This is a genomic window from Sphingomonas sp. CV7422, from assembly GCF_027945725.1.
Classification (GTDB): domain Bacteria; phylum Pseudomonadota; class Alphaproteobacteria; order Sphingomonadales; family Sphingomonadaceae; genus Sphingomonas; species Sphingomonas kyungheensis.
In genome coordinates this window covers 1082966-1104336 of sequence record NZ_CP115900.1, presented here as the reverse complement: position 1 = coordinate 1104336, position 21371 = coordinate 1082966, and the positions used below count along the sequence as shown (strand labels likewise).

Here is a 21371-nt window from a genome sequence, read left to right as displayed (position 1 = left end):
AGCGCCCGCCCGCCCCGCGCGGTAAGGCATGGCCATGTCCACCACCTTCACCATCGACACCGCGACCAGCCGCGCCAACCCGACGCCGGCGCCGCGCAAGCGCCTGACCGTGCCCGCGATTCGCCAGCGCAAGGGCGGCGGCGAACCGCTGGTGATGCTTACCGCCTATACGGTGCGCACCGCGCAGCTGCTCGACCCGCATTGCGACATGCTGCTCGTCGGCGACAGCCTCGGCCAGGTGATCTACGGCCTGCCTTCCACCGTGCCGGTGACGCTGGAGATGATGGCGGCGCATGGCGCGGCGGTGGTGCGCGGCAGCTATCACGCGCTGGTCGTCATCGACATGCCGTTCGGCAGCTACGAAGGCTCGCCGCAGCAGGCGTTCGACAGCGCCGCCTTGCTGCTCAAGCAGACCGGTGCCGCGGCGGTGAAGCTGGAAGGCGGCGCGGCGATGGCGCCGACGGTACGCTTCCTCAGCGAGCGCGGCATTCCGGTGATGGGCCATGTCGGCCTGACGCCGCAGGCGGTCAACGTGCTCGGCGGCTATGGTGCACGCGGCCGCAGCGACGCGGAGGCGGAGGCGATCGCCGCCGACGCCACCGCTATCGCCGAGGCTGGCGCCTTCGCCCTGGTGATCGAAGGCGTGGTCGAGCCGATCGCGATCCGCATCACCGAAAGCGTCGCCTGCCCGACGATCGGCATCGGCGCCTCGGCCCGCTGCGACGGCCAGGTGCTGGTGGCGGAGGATATGCTCGGCCTGTTCGAGCGCACCGCGCGCTTCGTCAAACGCTATGACGATATGGCGGCGCGCATCTCCGACGCCGCCGAACGCTATGCCGCGGAAGTGCGCGCGCGGACCTTCCCCGGACCCGAGCAGATCTACGCCGCCAAGGTGTAAGTCCCCGCCCGCGGTGCAGCGCCCTCAACCCGCCACATTTCGCGTGCTTTCGTTTCGTCGGCGTCGCCGCTAAGAGTGCGCGCCAATTCCACCGTCTGTTCCGGAGCCCTCCTTGGCCCTTACGCCGCAAAACAACGAAGCGTTCCTGCGCGAAGTCGATGACGAGCTGCGCCGCGACCAGTTGACCAGCTATTGGGAGCGCTACGGCCGCTGGACGATCGCCGCGATCGTCGTGGCGCTCGCCGCCTTCGCCGGCGTGCTCTACTGGCAGCATCGCCAGACCGAGGCGGCGGGCGTCGAGGGCGAGCAGTTGCAGGCCGCCTATGACACGCTCGGCGCCGGACAGGCGGACAAGGCCGACACGATGCTCAAGCCGATCGCCGGCTCGCCGCGCCCCGGCTATCGCGCGCTCGCGCAGATGACGCAGGCCGACATCCTGCTCGGCAAGCAGCAGATCAAGCCCGCCGCGGCGATGTTCGCCAGGATCGCCGCCGACACCAGCCTCGCCCAGCCGTTCCGCGACCTCGCGCTGATCCGGCAGACCAGCGCCGAATTCGACACGCTGAAGCCGCAGGTGGTGATCGAGCGGCTGCGCCCGATCGCGGTGCCGACCAACGCCTATTTCGGCAGCGCCGGCGAGATGCTCGCGATCGCCTATCTCGACAGCGGCCGCAAGGACCTCGCCGGCCAGCTGTTCAGCCAGCTCGCGCAGAATGACGCGGTGCCCGACACGATCCGTCAACGCGCGGTTCAGATGGCGGGCACGATGGGTATCGATGCCACGCCGAACGATGCCGCCAAGGTGCGGATCGTCTCTCCCGCCAGCGCGGCCGGCGCACAATCGAAGGAAGCACCTGCGCAATGACGACGAGATATCGGGCCTCGGTGGCGGTGGCGGCGTTGATGGCGCTGTCCGCCTGCGGCATCTTCAAGGGCCATACCAAGAAGACGCCGACGGTCGGCGAGCGGGTGCCGATCCTCGCATCGGAAAATGCGATCGAGGCGGACAGCACGATCGCCGACATCCAGGTGACGCTGCCCGCCGCGGAGCCGAACGACGCCTGGACGCAGCCCGGCGGCAATGCCGCCAAGTCGATGGGACAATTGGCGCTGGCCGAATCGCCGGCGCGCGCCTGGCAGGAGTCGATCGGCCGCGCCTCCAACCGCGAGCGCCTCGGCGCGCCGCCGGTGGTCGCCGACAACAAATTGTTCGTCGTCGACGTCAATGCGCAGATCCACGCCTTCGCCGCCGACAGCGGCGCGAAGCTCTGGGACGCCTCGGTCAGCACCGGCGACCAGAATCGTCCGGCGCGGTTCGGCGGCGGCGCGAGCTATGACGACGGCCACGTCTATGCGACCGACGGCGTCGGCGACGTCGTCGCGGTCAATGCCGCGGACGGCAAGGAAATCTGGCGCGCCAAGCCGGGCGGCCCGCTGCGCGGCGCCCCGACCGTCGCCAACGGCTCGGTCTATGTGCTGAGCCAGGACAATCAGATCTTCGCGCTCAACCAGAGCGACGGCAAGGTGCAATGGACGCAGTCGGGCACGCTGGAGACGCAGGGCGTGTTCGGCGTCGCCGCCCCCGCCGCGAGCCAGGGCACGATCGTCGCCGGCTTTTCGAGCGGCGAGCTCAACGCCTATCGCTACGAGAACGGCCGCGTGCTGTGGGGTGACGCTCTGTCGCGCACCTCGATCACCACCTCGGTGTCGAGCCTGTCGGATATCGATGCCGCGCCGGTGATCGACAACGGCCGCGTCTTCGCGGTCGGCCAGGGCGGCCGCATGGTCAGCCTCGATCTCGCCACCGGCCAGCGGCTGTGGGAGCAGAATTTCGCCGGCATCTCGACCCCGTGGATCGCGGGCGAATGGCTGTTCGTCGTCACCGACGACGCGCGGCTCGTCTGCCTCGCCCGGTCGAACGGCAAGGCACGCTGGATCGCGCAATTGCAGCGCTTCAAGAACGCCAAGAAGAACAAGGGGCCGCAGGTCACCTGGTTCGGGCCGGTGCTCGCCGGCAACCGGCTGGTGCTGACCAACTCGCTGGGCGACATCGCCTTCGCCTCGCCGACCGACGGCAGCATCGTCAAGACGATCGAGACCAAGGACAGCTATGCGCTGCCGCCGATCGTCGTGAAGTCGACGCTCTACACGCTCGGCCAGTCGGGGAAGATCACCGCCTATCGGTGATCCTTTCCGCGGCCGGGGCGGAATTGGGGTTGCTTGCGATGCCCTCATCCCGAACGGGTGGGGAGAATTGCGACGGTCATGTCTGTGCTCCCGCCCAGCCGGGAGCCCGGTGTTCTTCTTGCCGCAAGCCGATGGTCTGTTTGGCCACTGGATTCCCGCCTGCGCGGGAATACTGATCCTCTCGGCGAACGAGGCGGTCGGCGCACACACGCTCGCCGCGCCGGTGACGCCACCCGCCCGGCGAGCGTTGGTAATTTCCGCGCCGGTCTTCTAAGGCGCAACCATGTCCCGTATTCCCACCGTCGCGATCGTCGGCCGTCCCAATGTCGGCAAGTCGACGCTGTTCAACCGCCTCGTCGGCAAGAAACTCGCCCTGGTCGACGATCGGCCCGGCGTCACCCGCGATCGGCGCGAGGGCGATGCGCATCTGATCGGCCTCGACTTCCGCGTCATCGACACCGCCGGCTATGAGGATCATGACGCGCAGACGCTGCCCGGCCGCATGCGGCTGCAGACCGAGGCGGCGATCGGGCAGGCCGATGTGGCGCTGTTCCTGTTCGACGCGCGCGCCGGCATCGTCCCGCTCGACGAGGAGATCGGCCGCTGGCTGCGCTCGTCGAAGACACCGGTGATCCTCGCCGCCAACAAGGCCGAGGGCAGGGCCGGCGAACAGGGCATTCTCGAATCGCTCAGCCTCGGCTTCGGCGATCCGGTGCAATTGTCCGCCGAACATGGCGAGGGCATGGCCGAGCTGTTCGAGGCGCTGCTGCCGCATATCGAAAAGGCGCTCGCCGAGATCGCGCTCGACGAGGAGGACGACGACCGCGCCGACGCGCCGCTCAAGCTCGCGATCGTCGGCCGCCCCAATGCCGGCAAGTCGACGCTGATCAATCGCATGCTCGGCGAGGACCGGATGATCACCGGCCCCGAGGCGGGGATCACGCGTGATTCGATCGCGGTCGACTGGCTGTGGCGCGACCCGCGCCGCGGTGCGCATGGCGAGCCGCGCCCGGTCCGGCTGATCGACACCGCCGGCATGCGCAAGCGCGCCAAGGTGCAGGACAAGCTCGAGAAGATGTCGGTCGCCGATGCGCTGCACGCGGTCGACTTCGCCGAGGTGGTGGTGCTGTTGCTCGACGCGACGCTTGGCCTCGAGGCGCAGGATCTGCGCATCGCCGACAAGGTGCTCGAAGAGGGGCGCGCGTTGGTCATCGCGCTCAACAAATGGGACGTCGCGGAGAATGCCTCGTCGCTGTTCAACGGCGTCAAGCGCGCGCTCGAGGACGGGCTGTCGCAGGTCAAGGGCGTGACGGTGATGACCGTCTCCGCCGCGACCGGCAAGGGCATCGACCAGTTGATGCAGGCGGCGTTCGAGGTCCGCGACGCCTGGTCGAAGCGGGTCGGCACCGGCGAGATGAACCGCTGGTTCGAAAAGGCGATCGAGGCCAATCCGCCCCCTGCCCCCGGCGGCAAGCGGATCAAGATGCGCTACGTCACCCAGGTCAAGACGCGGCCGCCGAGCTTCGTCGTCTTCGGCACGCGCGTCGACCAATTGCCGGCGAGCTACGAACGTTATCTGGTCAATTCGATGCGCAAGGAACTGGGCTTTGGCGCGGTACCGGTGCGGATGACGTTCCGCGCGCCGAAGAACCCGTTCGACACCAAGGATTAGACCGGCCGCCCCGCGCGGCAACGTGATGTTTACGGCTTTGCCTTACTCCGATGCGAGACCGGCAGGGGTGTGCCCACGGGTTGCGGGGAGAAATCAGTGTCGTTCGTTGGCAGCACGTTGATCGACTGGGCCGTGTACGCGCAGGCACGCGCCGAACTCGGAACCGGTTTCGTGCGCATTCTCGGCTATTTCCGGGAGGACGGCGTCAAGTCGGTGATCGCGATCGAACAGGCGATGCGCACCACCACCGCCGCGGCGATGGTCATCCCGGCGCATACACTGAAAGGCGAGGCGCGGCAGTTCGGCGCCGAACCGCTCGCCACCCTCGCCGAGCAGATCGAGGAGATGGCGCGCGACTGCGTCGAGCGGCAGGACACGTGCGAGGAAGCGCTGGAACTGGTGGTGCAGTTGCGACCGCTGTTCTTCGAGACGCTCGCGTTGCTGGAGCGGGAAGCCGCCCCGGTGGCACCGCGACGGCCGGCACCGGGGGGATTCGGACGGAAGGTGTGAGGGGCGGCAAGGGTCGTCTCAGAGACGAAGTTCACCCTGCTGGAAAATTCTCGAACTCGATACGGGGGAGAGTCACCGCCGCGCGACTCGATCCCCCGTGCCCATAACCGCGCCGGTGCCGGTCTGACCGGCTGGCTCCGCTCCGTATATTTCGTTGACGGCGCGTTTTAGGCAAAAAACGAATACGCCAAGTCGCGGCCAAAAAAAAGGCCGGTCTTGCGACCGGCCGAAAAGTTTTTAGGAGAGGATGCCTGAAAGGCACCGTCTTTGTGCATCGCAGCACGATGCTTCGCAATTGCAAAAGACGCAATTGAGGTTTCGTTTATCGCAATCGTTAGCCTTGGCCTGCCTCTCCCCGGTTGTGTCCGCGCCGCGCGCCGCCTAGCGAAGCAGGCATGCGCCTGCCCCTCGCCCTGCTCGCAACCTTCGGCATTGCCACCGCAACCCCCGCCGCCGCACCACGCGAACCCGCGATGGTGCGCGTCCGGCTCGACACGCCTTATGGGCCGATCGTGCTCGCGCTCGATGCCCGGCACGCGCCACGCACGGTCGCCAACTTCCTCGGCTATGTCGACGACGGGCGGTTCGACGGGATGAGCTTCTATCGGTCCGCTCGCAACCGCAGCGCGCCGAGCTATGGCTTCATCCAGGGCGGCATCCGCACCGACGCGCGGCGCATCCTGCCGCCCTTCCCGCTCGAAACCACGGCGATGACCGGGCTGCGCCATGTCGACGGCACGATCTCGATGGCGCGGCGCGCCGAGGCGGGATCGGCGGGCGGCAATTTCTTCATCACCGTCGGCGCGATGCCGAGCATGGACGCCAAAGGCGACTATCCGGGTTATGCCGCCTTCGGCCACGTCGTCTCGGGCATGCCGGTCATCAAGCGCATCCTGGCGCTGCCGACCGGCGGCGGCATGGGCGGGCAGTTGCTGCTCAAGCCGGTGCGGCTGATCGCCGCGCGCCGCCTCAACGGCACGCCGCACCCGACCGGGCTGGTCAAGCCGTGGCTCGTCAAGACGCGCGATCGACCGGCGCACTGAGGCAGATCAGCCCCGGTTGCAACCATATGCCTCGCCCCCGGTTATCCCGCCTAGTCTTTTAGGAGAGTAACGATGAAGACCGGGTTCCTGGCCGTACTGGCCACCGTGGCGATGGTGTCGCCGATCGCCGCGACCCCCGCCGCGGCGCAGCGCGACCGTTACGACAATGCGCGGAACGATTACCGCTGGCAGGGCGATCGCGACGGCAATTGGAACCCCTCCGATTCGTATCGTGAGGGCCGCTATCGCGAGCGTCGCCTCGGCCGCAACGACCGTATCTATCGCGGCCAGGACGGTCGCGCCTATTGCCGCCGCAATGACGGCACCACCGGTCTGGTGGTCGGCGCGGTCGGCGGTGGCGTGCTCGGCAATCTCGTCGGCGGCGGCACGCTCGGTACGTTGCTCGGCGCAGGCGGCGGCGCCTTACTCGGCCGCTCGGTCGATCGCGGCAAGGTGCGCTGCCGCTAAGGATGGCAGAATCCAGAACGACCCCGCGGCTTGCCGCGGGGTCGTCTTCATTCCGGATCAGCCGTTGCGGTGCGGTGCGGCGCCCGCCTTGGGCGAATCGTGCTCGCTGATCGAATTGAGTTGGACGTAATTCTGCACCCCCATCCGCTCGATCATCTCGAACTGGCGTTCGAGCGTATCGACATGCTCCTCCTCGCTGGCGAGGATGCGCGCGAACAGATCGCGGCTGACGAAATCCTTGACCTCCTCGCAATAGGCGATCGCGCCCTTGAGCTGGACGACCGCCTCCTGCTCCATCGCCAGATCGGAGCGGAGGATCTCCTCCACCGTCTCGCCGATGCGCAGCCGGCCGAGCAGCTGGAAATTGGGCAGACCGTCGAGAAACAGGATGCGCTCCGACAGCCAGTCGGCATGCTTCATCTCGTCGATCGATTCCATCCGCTCATACTGGGCGAGCTTGTAGACGCCCCAGTGATCGAGCAGGCGATAGTGTAGCCAATATTGATTGATCGCGGTCAGCTCGTTCCTGAGCGCCTCGTTGAGCAATTCGATGACGCGCGGTTCACCCTTCATCGTCCAAACTCCACCATGGTTGCCGATGGCGGCGATCTAGGCGGCGACCGAGGCGGACGACAAGCCAAAAAACCGCAGAAATCCGCCGTTTTTTGCGTTGCAAACGTCAGGCAGCAGCGCGTTCGGTGTCGATAATCGCTCGCGCTACCAGCACGCATTGGCCGCATTTCGCGCGGCAGCCGAGCGACTGATAGGCCTGGCAGGCGGTGCGACAGCCGTTGCGGGCAGCCTCCCGAACCTGGGACTCTCGTATCGCATTGCAAACACAGACGACCATGGATGCTCCTCGCTCGACCGCAGTTATGGAGCTAATGCGAGACGGTCGCAAGAGGAATGCTAATCATTCGCAGTCGTGCCGGCACGCTTCGCCGCAATGCCGCGGCGCCGGCTCAGCATTCCGGCGTCAGCGCCGCCTGCCACGCCGCCGGTTTGAAGCCGACGAGCAGAATCGCGTCGTGGACGAACACCGGACGCTTGATCATCGACGGCTGCGCCAGCATCAGCGCGACCGCGCGCGCCGAGTCGATGCCGGCCTTGTCGGTATCGGGCAGAGCGCGGAAGGTCGTCCCCGCGCGATTGAGCAACGCCTCCCACCCGAGCCGCGCGACCCAGGATTCGAGCAGCGCGGCGTCGATGCCGGCGGTCTTGTAATCGTGGAAGGCGTAAGCGATGCCCGCGCCGTCGAGCCAGGCCCGCGCCTTCTTCACCGTGTCGCAATTGCGGATGCCGTAGAGCGTCGTCATCGGTCGCCTTTAGCCGGCGGGTCGGCCGAGGGCGAGGCTGATCGGCCCGGATCGCCTCCCGACCAGGCGCGTTCGCGCGGCTGGCACCCTTCTCCCTTCAGGGCTAGCAGTGCAGCATGACCGACGCCTTCTTCTCGATCCATCGTCACCAGCTCGTCCGCGTCGCCGCCGCGACACCGATCGCCAGCGTCGGCGAGGTCGCCGTCAATCTCGCCGCGACCGTGGCGGCGGCAACCGATGCCGATGCGCGCGGCGTCGACCTCGTCGTCTTTCCCGAACTCAACCTGACCTCCTATGCGATCGACGATCTTCACCTGCAGGCGGCGCAGCAGCGCGCCAGCGAACAGGCGGTGGTGGCGCTCGCCGAGCAGACCGCGAGCCTCGCGCCGCTGCTGCTCGTCGGCGCGGCGTTGGTCCGCAACGGGCGGCTCTACAATTGCGCGGTGGCGGTGCATCGCGGCCGCATCCTCGGCGTCGTGCCCAAGACCTTCCTGCCCAATTATCGCGAATATTACGAGAAGCGCTGGTTCGCCTCCGGCCTCGGCCTCACCGGCCTGACCATCCGGCTCGGCGAGGAAGACGTGCCGTTCGGCACCGACCTGCTGTTCGCCGCCGACGATCTGCCCGGCTTCGTCGTCCATGCCGAGATCTGCGAGGATTATTGGGCGCCGACGCCGCCTTCCACCATTGGCGCCCTCGCCGGGGCGACGATCTGCTGCAATCTCAGCGCCTCCAACATCGTCATCGGCAAGGGGCGCGAGCGGATGCTGCTCGCCGCGGCACAATCGGCGCGCACCGCCTGCGCCTATGTCTATTCCGCCGCGGGGCCGGGCGAGAGCACCACCGATCTCGCCTGGGACGGTCAGGGCTTCATCTACGAATGCGGCGACCTGCTGGCCGAATCGCAGCGCTTCGTCCAGGCGGCCGAGCTCACCGTCGCAGACGTCGATGGCGAACGGATCGTCCAGGAGCGGCTGCGCACCGGCACGTTCAACGATGCCGCGATCGCCTCCGGCCATCCGGAGACGCGCGTCCGCCGCATCGGCTTCAGCCACCGGCCCAGCCTCGACGACAGCGGGCTGGAGCGGCCGATCCGCCGCTTCCCCTTCGTCCCCAACGATCCCGGCCGGCGCGACGAGGATTGCTACGAGGCCTTCAACATCCAGGTCGAGGCGCTGTCGAAGCGGCTCGCCGCGACGCGATCGCAGACGCTGGTGATCGGCGTCTCGGGCGGTCTCGATTCGACGCATGCGCTGATCGTTGCCGCCAAGGCGATGGATCGGCTCGGTCGGCCGCGCAGCGACATCCTCGGCTTCACCCTGCCCGGCTTCGCGACCGGGGACACGACCAAGAGCAATGCCTGGGCGCTGATGCGCGCGCTCGGCTGCACCGGCGCCGAGATCGACATCCGCCCCGCCGCGCGCCAGATGCTCGCCGACATGGGCCACCCCTTCGCGAGCGGCGAGCCGGTCTATGACGTCACCTTCGAGAATGTGCAGGCGGGGCTGCGCACCGATTACCTGTTCCGCCTCGCCAATCAGCGCGGCGGCATCGTGCTCGGCACCGGCGATCTCAGCGAATTGGCACTCGGCTGGTGCACCTATGGCGTCGGCGATCAGATGAGCCATTACGCGGTCAACAGCGGCGTGCCCAAGACGCTGATCCAGTTCCTGATCCGCTGGTGCATCCGCACCGGTCAGTATGACGCGGCCACCAATGCGGTGCTGACGACGATCCTCGACCAGGAGATCTCGCCCGAACTCGTCCCCGCCGATGCCGAGACGGGCGCGATGCAAAGCACCGAGTCGATGATCGGCCCCTATGCCCTCAACGACTTTTTCGCGCATTACGTCGTCCGGCACGGGCTCGCGCCGTCGAAGATCGCCTTTCTCGCCTGGCATGCGTGGCGCGATGCCGCGGCGGGGGCATGGCCGGCGGACGTTCCGGCGGCGGGGCGCGTCGCCTACGATCTGCCGACGATCAGACACTGGCTGGAGCGGTTCATCGTCCGCTTCTTCCAGCTCAGCCAGTTCAAACGCTCCGCCATCCCCAACGGACCGAAGGTGTCCGGCGGCGGCGCGCTCAGCCCGCGCGGCGACTGGCGCGCGCCGGCGGACGGCAGCGCGGCGGTCTGGCTCGACGAGTTGCGGCGAAACGTTCCGTAAATTATTGCCTTTATTTGCCCGGGGGCGCATTATGAAGATCTGATGACACCGCCTCCCCGGGATGGCTCGCGCGATCGCCGGATCGAGGACCCATCGAATCTCTATCTGATTCATCCTGCGTCACACGCCTTGCTCCCCCTTGCCTTGCGGCACGGTCTGTCCGCCAATGCGGTGTCGGTGATCGGGCTCGGCTGCGGCACGATCGCGGCGCTGGCCTATGCGCAGGCGTCGGCGCCCGCCGCGGCGGTGATCGGCCTGATCTTCTCGGTCGCCTGGCTGATCGCCGATGGGCTCGACGGGATGATCGCGCGCGCGACCAAGACGGCGAGCGCCCTCGGCCGCACGCTCGACGGGCTGTGCGACCATGGTGTCTTCGCGTTGATCTATATCGCGCTCGCCTGTGCGATCGGCACCACCGGCGGCTGGGTACTGGCAATCCTCGCCGGCGGCTGCCACGCCGTCCAGTCGAGCCTGTACGAAGGCGAGCGCGCGCGCTTCCACCGCCGTTTGCGCGGCGAGCCGCTCGCCGCGGTGCCGGTGCCGACCGGCATGCCGCTCGTCCGCCTCTATGACAGCGTCGCCGGCTCGGTCGACCGCGTGTCGATGCCGTTCGAGCGGCGCTTCGGCGCGGCCGAGGATCGGGCCGCCTTCGGTGCCGCTTATGCCGCCGCGGCAGTGCCGGCGATGCGCCTCCAGTCGCTGCTCACCGCCAACGTCCGCGTCTGGGCGGTGTGCCTCGCCTGCCTGATCGGCAACCCGCGATTGTTTTTCTGGTTCGAGATCGTCCCGCTGACCCTGGTCTGCGCGGTCGGCCTCTACCGCCACCGGCGCGTCGAGCGCCGCTTCGTCTTCGGCGCTACGCCGCATTCCCTTCTTTTTCCAAGCGAACAGGGTCATTCATGAAGAGCATCAACATCGCCATCGTCGGCATCGGCAACTGCGCGAGTTCGCTCGTCCAGGGGCTGGAGCATTATCGCGAAGGCGCCAACGATCTCGTCGGGCTGATGCACTGGGAGCTCGGCGGCTATAAGCCCTCCGACATCAAGGTCGTCGCCGCCTGGGACGTCGATGCGCGCAAGGTCGGCAAGGACGTCGCCGAGGCGATCTTCGCCAAGCCCAATTGCACCGCGGTGTTCGCCGCCAACGTTCCTGCCACCGGCACGCTCGTCAAGATGGGCGCGGTGCTCGACGGCGTCGCCGACCATATGGCGGATTACAAGGACGACCGCACCTTCATCGTCGCCAACGACACGCAGCCGAGCAAGGCCGAGATCGTCGCCGAGCTGAAGGCGAGCGGTACCGACGTGCTGATGAACTATCTGCCGGTCGGCAGCCAGCAGGCGACCGAATTCTACGCCGAATGCGCGCTCGAGGCCGGCGTCGCCTTCGTCAACAACATCCCCGTCTTCATCGCCTCGAACCCGGAATGGGCGAAGAAGTTCGAGGATGCCGGCGTCGCGATCATCGGCGACGACATCAAGGCGCAGCTCGGCGCGACGATCGTCCACCGCGTGCTCACCGACCTGTTCGCCAAGCGCGGCGTCAAGCTCGACCGGACGTATCAGCTCAACACCGGCGGCAACACCGACTTCCTCAACATGTCGAACCACCGCCGCCTCGAATCCAAGAAGATCTCGAAGACCGAGGCGGTCCAGTCGGTCGCGGCCGAGCGGCTCGACGACGACAACGTCCATATCGGGCCGTCGGACTACGTGCCCTGGCAGAACGACAACAAGGTCTGCTTCCTGCGCATGGAGGGCCAGTTGTTCGGCGGCGTGCCGATGAACCTCGAACTGCGCCTGTCGGTCGAGGATTCGCCCAACAGCGCCGGCGTCGCGATCGACATGATCCGTTGCGCGGCGATCGCCAAGGATCGCGGCATCGCCGGCGTGATCGACCCCGCCAGTGCCTATTTCTGCAAGCACCCGCGCACGCAGATGACCGACGATCTCGCCCAGACCGCGGTCGAGGCGTTCATCAAGGCCGCCTGATGATCACCACGGGCCTGCTGCTCGCCGCCGGTCAGGGCAGCCGGCTCCGTTCGGTGACACCGTTCAAGCCGCTCTGCCCGGTCGCCGGGCGGGCGCTGATCGATCATGCGCTCGACGGCATGGCGGCGGCAGGCCTGACGCGCGCGATCGTCTCGCTCGGCTATGGCGCCGAGGCGATCGCCGCGCACCTCGCCGCCCGCAGCTGGCCGCTCGAGGTGGTGACGGTGATGACCGACTATCATCAGCCGAACGGTGTTTCGGCGCTGGCGGCGCGTGCGCTGATCGGCGCCGAGGGCGCGGTGCTCGCGATGTGCGATCACCTCGTTCAGCCGCGCCACTATCGCCGCCTCGCCAAGGCGGGCGCGGGCGACGGGCTGCGGCTCGGCATCGACCGCCGGCTCGGCCATCCCTGGGTCGATCCGCTCGACGTCACCTGCGTCGCGACGCGCGGCGATGCGATCGTCGCGATCGGCAAGGAACTGCACCCGCACGATTGCTACGACACCGGCATCTTCGCGGTGTCGCAGCGCTTCTTCGCGGCGCTGGCGACGCTCGACAGCCCGTCGCTGACCGAGGGCGTTCGCCTGCTCGCGGCAGACGGCGCGGCGACGATCGTCGATTGCAGCGATCTCGACTGGCTCGACGTCGACGACGCCCCCGCCTTCGCCCATGCCGAGGGCTGGATGACGCGCCTCGCCGCCTGAACGGCGCCGGTGATCAGCGCGCAGGCGGCCGATCCTCGTCGTTGAGGAGGTGCAGGTTGAACCCCCTGACCGACGGGGCGGTCAGCAAGGCCTTGTCCGTGCGGGTACGCGCGGCTGGCTGGGGGACGAGCGATTGTGCCCGCGTCCGGGCCGTCGCGTCCGCGGTCGGCGGCGCCGTCAAGCTGCCGACCTTGAAGACGGCGATGCCCTTCTCCAGCTCGGCCGCCTCTCCGGCGATCTCGGTCGCGGTCGTCGAAATCCGGGCAGAGGCCTGGACATTGTCTTGCGTCACCAGATCGAGCTGCTGGATCGCCGCGTTGATCTGCGATGAGCCGATATCCTGTTCGCGGCAGGCGGCGCTGATCTCGGCGACGAGGTCGGCGGTACGCCGGATATCGGGGACGAGCTGGGTCAGCATGTCGCCGGCATGCGCCGCCGCGGCGATGGTTTCGGCGGAAATGCCGCAAATCTCCCCGGCGGCGGCCTGACTGCGCTCGGCGAGCTTGCGCACCTCCGCGGCGACGACGGCGAAGCCCTTGCCGTGATCGCCGGCGCGCGCCGCCTCGACCGCGGCGTTGAGCGCGAGCAGATCGGTCTGCCGCGCGATCTCCTGGACGATGCTGATCTTCTCGACGATCATCTGCATCGCGCGCGTCGCCTCCTGCACCGCCACGCCACTCTGCTCGGTCCGCATCGACGCCTGGCGCGCGATCGCCTCGGTCTGGATCGCATTGTCGGCATTCTGTTTGATGTTGGCGGTCATCTCTTCCATCGACGCCGAAGCCTGTTCGGCGGCGGCGGCCTGCTGGACGGCGCCTTCGCTGACCTGCTCGGCGATGACGGAAAGGCGCTGCGTGCCGGCCGCGACGACCTGTGCCGTCCCCGTGGTTTCGGCAACCACGGCGCGCAGCCGCGCCACCATCGCGACGAGCGAATGACCCAGCCGATCCTTGTTCGACAGCGGCTGATGGTCGACGGTCAGATCCCCCCTCACGATCGTATCCGCCAGGACCGCCGAGAGGCGCAGGTTGCCGGTCATCACGTTCACTGTATCGACGAGATCGCGGATCTCATCGTTGCCGGTGACGCTCACCTGCTGGTCGAGGTCGCCCACCGCCACCGCATTTGCCGCCTGCGTCAGCGCCGCGAGGCCCCTGGTGATCCCCAAGGCGATCCACAGCGCCGCCGCCGTCGATAGCGCCACCGCAACGGCCGCGAAGACCGCGATCAGCCGCACCGCGGTCCGGTAGGTCGACGTGGTCGCCTTCTCGCTCGCCGCCATCTCGTCACGCTGCTTGTAGAACACCGGCGTTTCCAGCCGCTCGATATCGTCGGTGATCGGCCGCGCTACCTGATAGGCCATGGCGCGCGCCTCGGCCGACCGGCCCGCATCGCGCAGCGCCCGCACGCTCTGCTCGACGCGCCCGTAGCGCACGATGTCGTCGGCGACGGCGCGCCACGCCTGCCGGTCCGTCTCGTCTTCGGCATGATCGATCAGCCAGGCCGTATCGGTTTTGAGCCTCTGGCGGTGGCTGTCGTTCAACGCCTCCACCTTGTGGCGCTCCGTGTCGGTCGGCGCCTCGATCAGGTCGTAGAGGCCGCGGGTCGCGCGCAGTTCATATTCGGTGATCCACTGGATCCGCTCCTTGCGCGCCGCCGGTCCTTCGAGCAGCGCGGTGACGGTGTCGTTGAACAGCGTCAGGTTGACGTAGCTATAGGCGTTGGTCCCGATCAGCAGCGCGATGACGATGCCGAACGTCAGCAGAAGCTTGGTCTTGATCATGAGGCGCACGGGGTCACGCTCCGCTGGGGGGATGTGGGAAGGGGGCGACGGATCACCGCGCCGGACGGACGAGCCATGCCGGCGCGTCGACGGTGAACTTCAGCCCCAGCACCAAGGCATCGGGGATATCGCGCGGCCGTAACGGCGCGCCGCTCTGATCGGGGTGGACGATATATTGCAGGTTCGGCGACAGGCGCACGGCGGGGCCGAGTTGCGCGCCATAGGCCAGTTCCATCATATATTGATGCCGCGGCACCTCGGCGGACCCGCCGGTCGTGCGACGGGCGGCGCGCATGGCGCCAAGCGCGAGATCGCTGAACCGTTGGTCGTTGATGACGAAGCCGAGCGTATCGCGCTCGCGCCCCGGCAGCAGGCCGGCGTAGGACAGCCCGAGTTCGAGGAAGTGCGTCTCGCTCGTCCGCCCTTCGATATTGGTCATCGCGACGCCGAACAGCGTGAGCCCCCGCAGCGACGTCGGGTCGGGCCGAGTCAGCATCTGATCGAAGCGGGCGAACCATCCCGATCGCCCGTGGCGGATCGCCGCGGGCCGGCCGCTCGTGATCGCGATGCCGCCCTGATCGTCGCGGAGCGGGTCGTCGTAATCGGCATGGTCCAACCAGCCGCCGATCGCATAATGATGCGGCCGGCGGACGCTCGCGCCATCGGCGGCGATGCCGAGTTCATAGGGGATGATGACGCCGGTCGCGCCGCCGGTGCCGAAGGCAATGCCGTGATCGCCCGGTCGACGGCGGTCGGGATTGACCTCGAACACCCCGGCATGTGCATAGACGGTGCCGCCGAGCGATAGCCGCGCCCGCGCCATCCAGCTCGATGCCGGAAAGTAGGTGAAGTTGCTGACCTTGAAAATAAAGGTCGGGTTGCCGCAGGCCGAGTTCGTCTGAAACTGGCAATAGACGGGCGCATTGAGGAAATAGAGGTTCGCCTGGCTCCGCCCCGCCTCGACGGTGAGGCGATCGTGGAGCAGCCGCTGCTCATACGTCAGGATCGCGAGATGGACGTTCTGCGTCCCCCAGATCTCCTGCACCGACGTGTTGTTGCCGATCGCGATGGCGCTGAGGTTGCTGCCGTGGCGATCGGTGACGGCGAGATGCAGCGTCCCGCCATCGACTCCCGCCAATCGTCCGAGATCAGCGTCGACGCCGAGATAGACCTGGCCGGCATAAGCGGCGTCGCGATGCAGGCCGCCACGGACATTGGTCGCCGCCTCCCCCGTATAGCCGAGCGCGAGGCGGATACCGGGATCGCCGCGCGACCCCTCCTGCTGCTGCGGTGGGGGAACCGTCGCCGGACCCGCGGCAAGATCCTGGGCAGCGGCGGGACCGACGCCGCATCCGACGGCCAAGCTGCAGGAGGCGATACCCCATATGACCTTACCCCACATCCGTCCGCCCCCCGTTACGTCAGCGGACTTTCCATTAAAGAACTTTATAATGGGTTAATTCCATAATAGGCCGCCTTCTCCTGAAGTTGCGAACCACTTGCTCCGATCGGGCGGGTGCAGTCTGTGCGACGGGGTGCGACGACGCTCGCAGCTTGACCCCTGCCCCCCGATCCCCGACACCGCGCCGCGTGACGCACCTGCCCCCGCCCCCCGCCGACCTGTTGCGCGATGCCGCGCTGTTCCTCGATTTCGACGGCACGTTGGTCGAACTGGCGGAGCATCCCGAGGCGGTGGCGGTCGATGCGCGGCTCGCGGCCCTGATCGATCGGCTGTCGGATCGGCTCGACGGCCGGGTGGCGATCATCTCCGGCCGGCCGGTCAGCGGCATCCGCGCGCTGTTCGGCGATCCGCATTTCGCCGTGTCGGGCAGCCATGGCCTCGAAGTGCTGTGGCCCGACGGCACGCACATGCGCGCGGAACGCCCCGCCGCCCTCGACCGTATAGTCGTGGCAATGAAAGCCTTCGCAACTGCAACACGCGGCGTGCTGGTCGAGGAAAAGCCGCTGGGCGCCGCGCTCCATTACCGCGCGGTGCCGGAGGCGGAGGCGCAGGCGCACGACCTCGCCCGCCAGCTCGCCGCCGACGCCGGACTGCATCTCCAGACCGGCAAGATGATGGTCGAGGTGCGTGTTCCCGGCGCCGACAAGGGCACCGCGCTGCGCACGCTGATGCAGAGCCCGGCGATGGCCGGTGCGCGTCCGGTCTTCCTCGGCGACGACGACACCGACGAGCCGGCGATGGTCGCCGCGCGCGCGCTGGGCGGCGCGGGCGTGCTGATCGGCGCGGCGCGCGAGACCGCCGCCGCCTATCGTCTCGACAGCGTCGCCAGCACGCTCCACTGGCTCGAAGCCGCAACCGAAAGCCTTGCTGCATGACCTCCACGCCCGACGCCAATGCGATGAGCGTCGACCTCTGGCCGATCGGCAATTGCCAGGTCAGCGCGCTGGTCGATCGCGCCGGGCGCTTCGTCTGGGCGTGCGTGCCGCGCGTCGACGGCGATCCGCTCTTCTCCGCTCTCGTCGGCGGGGCGGATCCCGACAGCGGCTATTGGTCGATCGGCATCGAAAATTCGGTCAAGGTCGAGCAGCATTATATCCGCAACACCCCGATCCTGGTCAGCACGCATACCGATGATGCCGGCAACGTGCTGGAGGTCACCGATTTCTGCCCGCGCTTCGTGCGCACCGGGCGGACGTATCGCCCGGTCGCCTTCGCGCGCATCGTCCGTCCGATCGCCGGCAGCCCGCGCGTCACGGTAAAGCTCCGCACCACCTGCGGCTGGGGCGGCACCTGCCGAGAACAGATCGGCGGCTCCAACCATCTGCGCATCCTGCTCGATGCGATGCAGCTGCGGCTCACCACCACCGCGCCGATCGGCATGGTGCAGGAGGAGCGCGCCTTCCGCCTCGAACGGCCGCTGCACTTCTTCCTCGGGCCGGACGAGAGCTTCAGCGGCGACCTCGCCGAGACGCTGGAGGCGATGCTCGCGCAGACGATCGCCGAATGGCAGGAATGGGTGCGCGGCCTCGCCATCCCGCTCGAATGGCAGGATGTGGTGATCCGCTCGGCGATCACGCTCAAACTGTGCCAGCACGAGGAGACCGGCGCGATCGTCGCCGCGCTCACCACCTCGATCCCCGAACATGCCGGGTCGGAGCGCAACTGGGACTATCGCTATTGCTGGGTGCGCGATGCCTATTACACGGTGCAGGCGCTCAACCGGCTCGGCGCGCTCGACGTGCTGGAGGGCTATCTCGGCTATCTGCGCAATATCGTCGACAGCGCCGCGGGCGGGCATATCCAGCCGCTGTACGGCGTGCTCGGCGAGCCGACGCTGGAGGAGCGGTTCGCGCCGGCGCTAGCCGGTTATCGCGGCATGGGGCCGGTGCGGGTCGGCAACCAGGCCTATGAGCAGATCCAGCACGACGCCTACGGCCAGATCGTACTGTGCAGCGTCCATGCCTTCTTCGACCAGCGGCTGTTCCGCCAGTCGGGTCGCGAGGATTTCGAGAGCCTCGAACATGTCGGCGAACGCGCCTGGCAGTTCCACGACCAGCCCGACGCCGGTCTGTGGGAGCTGCGCACCCGGCAGAGCGTCCATACCTATTCCTCCGCCATGTGCTGGGCGGCGTGCGACCGGCTCGCCAATGCCGCGCACGTCCTCGGCCTGTCCGACCGGCGCGACTTCTGGCAGGGCCGCGCCGACACGATCCGCACCGAGATCGAGACGCGCGCGTGGCGGCCCGAGACCAACCGGATGTCGGCGACCTTCGCGGGGGACGACCTTGACGCGAGCCTGATCCAGCTGCTCGACCTGCGTTTCTTCGAGCCCGACGATCCCCGCTTCGTCGGCACGCTGGAGGCGGTGGAGAAGGGTCTGCGACGCGGCAGCCACATGCTGCGCTACGACACCGAGGATGATTTCGGCCTGCCCGAAACCGCCTTCAACGTCTGCACCTTCTGGCTGATCGAGGCGCTGCACTTCACCGGCCGCCACGCCGATGCCCGTGCGCTGTTCGACGAGATGCTGGCACGACGCACCGCAGCCGGTCTTCTTTCCGAAGACATCGACCCGACATCGGGGGAATTGTGGGGCAATTATCCGCAGACCTATTCGCTGGTCGGCATGATCAATTGCGCTGCGCTATTGTCCAAACCATGGAGTTCGATCCGCTGAGCCGCCTGATCATCATATCCAATCGTGTGTCCGCGCCCAAGGGGTCCGACTCCGGCGCGCAGGGCGGCCTTGCCGTCGCGCTCGCCTCGGCGTTGCGCGAATATAAGGGCATGTGGTTCGGCTGGTCGGGGGACCAGACCGACGAATATACCGGCCAGATCACCTTCCAGCGCAACGACGGCGTCACCACCGCCACCGTCGACCTGGAAGAGCAGGACATCGACGAATATTACAACGGCTACGCCAATCGAACGCTGTGGCCGCTGTTCCACTACCGCGTCGACCTCGCCGAATATGAGCGCGAATTTGCCGGCGGCTATCAGCGCGTCAACGAACGCTTCGCCGATACCGTCCAGCCGCTGATCGAGGAGGATGATGCGGTCTGGATCCAGGACTATCATCTCTTTCCGCTCGGCGAGGAATTGCGCAAGCGCGGCGCGACCAACCGCCTCGGCTTCTTCCTGCACATTCCGTGGCCGCCGCGGCGGCTGCTGTCGATCCTGCCCGAAGCGCAGGCGCTGGTGCGCAGCCTGTTCGCCTATGACGTGATCGGCTTCCATACCGAGGAATGGCTGCAGAGCTTCTGCGACTATGCCACCGCCGAACTCGGTGCGCATATGGAGGGCGACGACCTCGTCCTCGACGATCGCCGCGTCCGCGTCATGGCCTGCCCGATCGGGATCGACGCCAAGGAATTCGCCGGACTCGCCACCAGCACGCGCGGTCGCCTTGCCTTCCGCCAGATGCGCGATGCCGCGGTGGGGCGCGACATGATCGTCGGCGTCGACCGGCTCGATTATTCCAAGGGGCTGGAGGAGCGGTTCCTCGGCTACGAACGCTTCCTCACCGAACATCCTGAGGAGCGCAAGGAAGTCACCCTGCTCCAGATCGCGCCGCCGAGCCGCGCGACGGTCGGCAGCTACCAGAAGATCCGCAGCAACCTCGAAGGGCTCGCCGGGCGGATCAATGGCGCCTATGCCGATATCGACTGGGTGCCGATCCGCTACGTCAACCAGGGCTATCCGCGCGACGTGCTTGCCGGCATCTATCGCGCCGCCAAGATCGGCCTCGTCACCCCGTTGCGCGACGGCATGAACCTCGTCGCCAAGGAATATGTCGCCGCGCAGAATCCGGAGGACCCGGGCGTGCTGATCCTGTCGCGCTTCGCCGGCGCGGCCTGCCAACTCACCGATGCGGTGCTGATCAACCCCTATTCGGCGGAGGAAATGTCCGACGCGATCATGCTCGCGCTGCGCATGCCGCGCGAGGAGCGGATCGAACGCTGGACCAAGATGATGGACGTCATCACTCGGCAGGATATCGGCTGGTGGCGCAAGACCTTCACCGATGCGCTGATGGGTCCGGCGGTGGAGACGGAGGCGCAGACGGAGCCCGCATGAAGCGTTCGCGCGGCAGCGCCTCGGGCATCTCGTCGCGGATGAAGGCGTAGATCGCCTCGCGCACGTCGCAACGCAGGTCGAAGGCGGTGGAGGCGTCTTTCGCGGTCATCAGCCCGCGCAGCTCCATCGTCCCGTCGGGTTTCGCATCGGTGACCTGAAGGTTGCAGAAACGCTGGTCCCAGCGCGGATTGGCGCGGACGATCTCCTCCAGCTTGGCGCGGATGCGCGGCACGTCGGCGGCGGGATCGAGATACCAGAAGACCGAGCCGAGCAGCGCGCTCGTCTCGCGCGTCCAGTTCTGGAAGCTGTTCTCGAGGAATTTGGAAACGGGCACCACCAGCCGGCGGTCGTCCCAGATGCGCACCACGACATAGGTCAGGCGGATGTCCTCGATCCGCCCCCATTCATTGTCGATGATGACGACGTCGTCGATGCGGATCGGTTCGGTGAAGGCCATCTGGATACCGGCGATGACGTTCTTGAGCGCCGGCTGCGCGGCGGCGCCGATAGCGAGGCCGGCGACACCGGCGGAGGCGGCGAGCGTCACGCCGATCGTGCGGACGCTGGGGATGCTCATCAGCATCATCATCACCGTCAGCATCACCAGCACGAACACGCCGATGCGGTGGAGGATGCTGATCCGCGTCCGCCGCCGCCGCGCGCGCAGATTGTCGGTCGCCGATATGTCGAACCGCACCTCGCTGACGTCGCGATAGGCGGTGAGCGCGGCAAGCAGCATCCAGCCGAAGATCGCCGGGGTGAGCAGCCCGATCGCGCGCTGCCAGATCGTCTCCCAATAGCGCGGCAGGTCGAGCCCCGGCCCAGATGCCGCCAACGCGACTCCGATCATCAGCCAGAAGGTCGGCCGCCCGAGCCGCGCGATCAGGATATCGTCGGTCTTGGTCGCGGTGCGGCTGGCGATCCGCCGCAACACGGCGAACAGGCTGCGGTGAACCAGCGCGAGCACCAGCACCACCAGCAGCACGCCGCCGAGGCGCGCGGTCCATTCGGGCAGGGTCACGTCGAGATACGGAATGCGCATCCCGCTATCACGCATGACGCGGGTTAAGGCTCCCTTGCCGGCCCGCTTTCATG

At 67.6% G+C, this 21371-nt stretch carries 21 protein-coding genes; 15 read left to right on the top strand and 6 right to left on the bottom strand.

Features of this window, described 5'->3' with window-relative positions:
- Nucleotides 1-34 precede the first annotated feature (34 nt).
- The 8 genes from panB (at nt 35) to PBN85_RS05370 (ending at nt 6778) form a co-directional block, all read left to right on the top strand.
- Entirely contained in the window at nt 35-898 is an 864-nt protein-coding gene (gene panB / locus PBN85_RS05405) for a 3-methyl-2-oxobutanoate hydroxymethyltransferase (RefSeq protein ID WP_037535021.1), read from the top strand.
- Nucleotides 899-1010: 112 nt separating this feature from the next.
- Nucleotides 1011-1763 (top strand): tetratricopeptide repeat protein, encoded by a 753-nt coding sequence (locus PBN85_RS05400; protein ID WP_271300377.1) that lies wholly within the window; start codon nt 1011-1013, stop codon nt 1761-1763.
- The gene (locus PBN85_RS05395; RefSeq protein ID WP_037535023.1) at nt 1760-3085 is read left to right on the top strand and encodes an outer membrane protein assembly factor BamB family protein; all 1326 of its coding nucleotides are present in this window, start codon (nt 1760-1762) and stop codon (nt 3083-3085) included. The genes PBN85_RS05400 and PBN85_RS05395 overlap by 4 nt, the downstream gene beginning before the upstream one ends.
- 109 nt (nt 3086-3194) lie before the next feature.
- Nucleotides 3195-3359 carry a hypothetical protein gene (locus PBN85_RS05390; RefSeq protein ID WP_271300376.1) on the top strand — a complete coding sequence of 55 codons (165 nt, stop codon included), beginning with the start codon at nt 3195-3197 and terminating at the stop codon, nt 3357-3359.
- Nucleotides 3360-3368: 9 nt separating this feature from the next.
- Nucleotides 3369-4757 carry a ribosome biogenesis GTPase Der gene (der, locus tag PBN85_RS05385; protein ID WP_271300375.1) on the top strand — a complete coding sequence of 463 codons (1389 nt, stop codon included), beginning with the start codon at nt 3369-3371 and terminating at the stop codon, nt 4755-4757.
- A 96-nt stretch (nt 4758-4853) separates the two neighbouring features.
- On the top strand, nt 4854-5267 hold the full coding sequence (locus PBN85_RS05380; RefSeq protein WP_081793092.1) for an Hpt domain-containing protein: 414 nt from the start codon (nt 4854-4856) through the stop codon (nt 5265-5267).
- 395 nt (nt 5268-5662) lie between these two features.
- Nucleotides 5663-6310, top strand: coding sequence for a peptidylprolyl isomerase (locus tag PBN85_RS05375; RefSeq protein WP_271300374.1), 648 nt, complete (start codon nt 5663-5665; stop codon nt 6308-6310).
- 72 nt (nt 6311-6382) lie between these two features.
- Nucleotides 6383-6778, top strand: a complete 396-nt coding sequence (locus PBN85_RS05370) for a glycine zipper 2TM domain-containing protein (protein WP_037535027.1) — start codon at nt 6383-6385, stop codon at nt 6776-6778.
- Between the two features lie 57 nt (nt 6779-6835).
- Here the strand turns inward: PBN85_RS05370 and bfr are convergent, their stop codons facing one another.
- The 3 genes from bfr to PBN85_RS05355 form a co-directional block, all read right to left on the bottom strand.
- Nucleotides 6836-7351, bottom strand: coding sequence for a bacterioferritin (gene bfr / locus PBN85_RS05365; protein WP_271300373.1), 516 nt, complete (start codon nt 7349-7351; stop codon nt 6836-6838).
- Nucleotides 7352-7457: 106 nt separating this feature from the next.
- Nucleotides 7458-7628: a (2Fe-2S)-binding protein gene (locus tag PBN85_RS05360; RefSeq protein WP_081793093.1), complete on the bottom strand. Its 171-nt coding sequence runs from the start codon at nt 7626-7628 to the stop codon at nt 7458-7460.
- A 112-nt stretch (nt 7629-7740) separates the two neighbouring features.
- A complete protein-coding gene (locus PBN85_RS05355; RefSeq protein WP_271300372.1) occupies nt 7741-8094 on the bottom strand; it encodes an ArsC family reductase in 354 nt (117 codons plus the stop codon).
- A gap of 116 nt (nt 8095-8210) precedes the next feature.
- On the opposite strand from PBN85_RS05355, the gene PBN85_RS05350 reads away from it, so the two are divergent.
- The 4 genes from PBN85_RS05350 to PBN85_RS05335 all read left to right on the top strand — a co-directional run bounded on the left by PBN85_RS05350 (nt 8211) and on the right by PBN85_RS05335 (nt 12954).
- Nucleotides 8211-10259 carry an NAD(+) synthase gene (locus tag PBN85_RS05350; RefSeq protein ID WP_271300371.1) on the top strand — a complete coding sequence of 683 codons (2049 nt, stop codon included), beginning with the start codon at nt 8211-8213 and terminating at the stop codon, nt 10257-10259.
- Nucleotides 10260-10388: 129 nt separating this feature from the next.
- Entirely contained in the window at nt 10389-11162 is a 774-nt protein-coding gene (locus PBN85_RS05345; protein WP_271300370.1) for a CDP-alcohol phosphatidyltransferase family protein, read from the top strand.
- Nucleotides 11159-12250, top strand: coding sequence for an inositol-3-phosphate synthase (locus tag PBN85_RS05340; RefSeq protein ID WP_037535032.1), 1092 nt, complete (start codon nt 11159-11161; stop codon nt 12248-12250). Before PBN85_RS05345 ends, PBN85_RS05340 begins: the two co-directional genes overlap by 4 nt.
- Nucleotides 12250-12954 carry an NTP transferase domain-containing protein gene (locus PBN85_RS05335; RefSeq protein WP_037535033.1) on the top strand — a complete coding sequence of 235 codons (705 nt, stop codon included), beginning with the start codon at nt 12250-12252 and terminating at the stop codon, nt 12952-12954. Before PBN85_RS05340 ends, PBN85_RS05335 begins: the two co-directional genes overlap by 1 nt.
- 13 nt (nt 12955-12967) lie before the next feature.
- Here PBN85_RS05335 and PBN85_RS05330 read toward each other — a convergent pair whose 3' ends face one another.
- Both PBN85_RS05330 and PBN85_RS05325 read right to left on the bottom strand, forming a co-directional pair.
- Nucleotides 12968-14737 carry a methyl-accepting chemotaxis protein gene (locus PBN85_RS05330; protein ID WP_271300844.1) on the bottom strand — a complete coding sequence of 590 codons (1770 nt, stop codon included), beginning with the start codon at nt 14735-14737 and terminating at the stop codon, nt 12968-12970.
- 52 nt (nt 14738-14789) lie between these two features.
- Entirely contained in the window at nt 14790-16100 is a 1311-nt protein-coding gene (locus tag PBN85_RS05325) for a carbohydrate porin (RefSeq protein WP_271300369.1), read from the bottom strand.
- Between the two features lie 227 nt (nt 16101-16327).
- Between PBN85_RS05325 and otsB the strand changes: the two genes are divergently transcribed.
- Genes otsB through PBN85_RS05310 form a run of 3 tightly spaced genes read left to right on the top strand, consistent with a single transcriptional unit; the run spans nt 16328 to nt 20276 of the window.
- On the top strand, nt 16328-17074 hold the full coding sequence (gene otsB / locus PBN85_RS05320; protein ID WP_271300368.1) for a trehalose-phosphatase: 747 nt from the start codon (nt 16328-16330) through the stop codon (nt 17072-17074).
- Nucleotides 17071-18876, top strand: a complete 1806-nt coding sequence (locus PBN85_RS05315; protein WP_271300367.1) for a glycoside hydrolase family 15 protein — start codon at nt 17071-17073, stop codon at nt 18874-18876. Before otsB ends, PBN85_RS05315 begins: the two co-directional genes overlap by 4 nt.
- A complete protein-coding gene (locus PBN85_RS05310; protein WP_051583226.1) occupies nt 18858-20276 on the top strand; it encodes an alpha,alpha-trehalose-phosphate synthase (UDP-forming) in 1419 nt (472 codons plus the stop codon). Before PBN85_RS05315 ends, PBN85_RS05310 begins: the two co-directional genes overlap by 19 nt.
- On the opposite strand, the gene PBN85_RS05305 is transcribed toward PBN85_RS05310, so the two are convergent.
- Nucleotides 20218-21333 carry a mechanosensitive ion channel family protein gene (locus PBN85_RS05305; protein WP_443026765.1) on the bottom strand — a complete coding sequence of 372 codons (1116 nt, stop codon included), beginning with the start codon at nt 21331-21333 and terminating at the stop codon, nt 20218-20220. The two genes, PBN85_RS05310 and PBN85_RS05305, sit on opposite strands and share 59 nt — an antisense overlap.
- Between the last annotated feature and the right edge of the window lie 38 nt (nt 21334-21371).

What these genes read in the sequence shown, in the direction of transcription:
- panB (WP_037535021.1), top strand. Translation starts at nt 35, where the DNA reads ATGTCCACCACCTTCACCATCGACACCGCGACCAGCCGCGCCAACCCG.
- PBN85_RS05395 (WP_037535023.1), top strand. Translation starts at nt 1,760, where the DNA reads ATGACGACGAGATATCGGGCCTCGGTGGCGGTGGCGGCGTTGATGGCG.
- der (WP_271300375.1), top strand. Translation starts at nt 3,369, where the DNA reads ATGTCCCGTATTCCCACCGTCGCGATCGTCGGCCGTCCCAATGTCGGC.
- PBN85_RS05375 (WP_271300374.1), top strand. Translation starts at nt 5,663, where the DNA reads ATGCGCCTGCCCCTCGCCCTGCTCGCAACCTTCGGCATTGCCACCGCA.
- PBN85_RS05370 (WP_037535027.1), top strand. Translation starts at nt 6,383, where the DNA reads ATGAAGACCGGGTTCCTGGCCGTACTGGCCACCGTGGCGATGGTGTCG.
- bfr (WP_271300373.1), bottom strand. Translation starts at nt 7,351, where the DNA reads ATGAAGGGTGAACCGCGCGTCATCGAATTGCTCAACGAGGCGCTCAGG.
- PBN85_RS05360 (WP_081793093.1), bottom strand. Translation starts at nt 7,628, where the DNA reads ATGGTCGTCTGTGTTTGCAATGCGATACGAGAGTCCCAGGTTCGGGAG.
- PBN85_RS05355 (WP_271300372.1), bottom strand. Translation starts at nt 8,094, where the DNA reads ATGACGACGCTCTACGGCATCCGCAATTGCGACACGGTGAAGAAGGCG.
- PBN85_RS05350 (WP_271300371.1), top strand. Translation starts at nt 8,211, where the DNA reads ATGACCGACGCCTTCTTCTCGATCCATCGTCACCAGCTCGTCCGCGTC.
- PBN85_RS05340 (WP_037535032.1), top strand. Translation starts at nt 11,159, where the DNA reads ATGAAGAGCATCAACATCGCCATCGTCGGCATCGGCAACTGCGCGAGT.
- PBN85_RS05335 (WP_037535033.1), top strand. Translation starts at nt 12,250, where the DNA reads ATGATCACCACGGGCCTGCTGCTCGCCGCCGGTCAGGGCAGCCGGCTC.
- PBN85_RS05330 (WP_271300844.1), bottom strand. Translation starts at nt 14,737, where the DNA reads ATGATCAAGACCAAGCTTCTGCTGACGTTCGGCATCGTCATCGCGCTG.
- PBN85_RS05315 (WP_271300367.1), top strand. Translation starts at nt 17,071, where the DNA reads ATGACCTCCACGCCCGACGCCAATGCGATGAGCGTCGACCTCTGGCCG.
- PBN85_RS05310 (WP_051583226.1), top strand. Translation starts at nt 18,858, where the DNA reads ATGGAGTTCGATCCGCTGAGCCGCCTGATCATCATATCCAATCGTGTG.
- PBN85_RS05305 (WP_443026765.1), bottom strand. Translation starts at nt 21,333, where the DNA reads ATGCGTGATAGCGGGATGCGCATTCCGTATCTCGACGTGACCCTGCCC.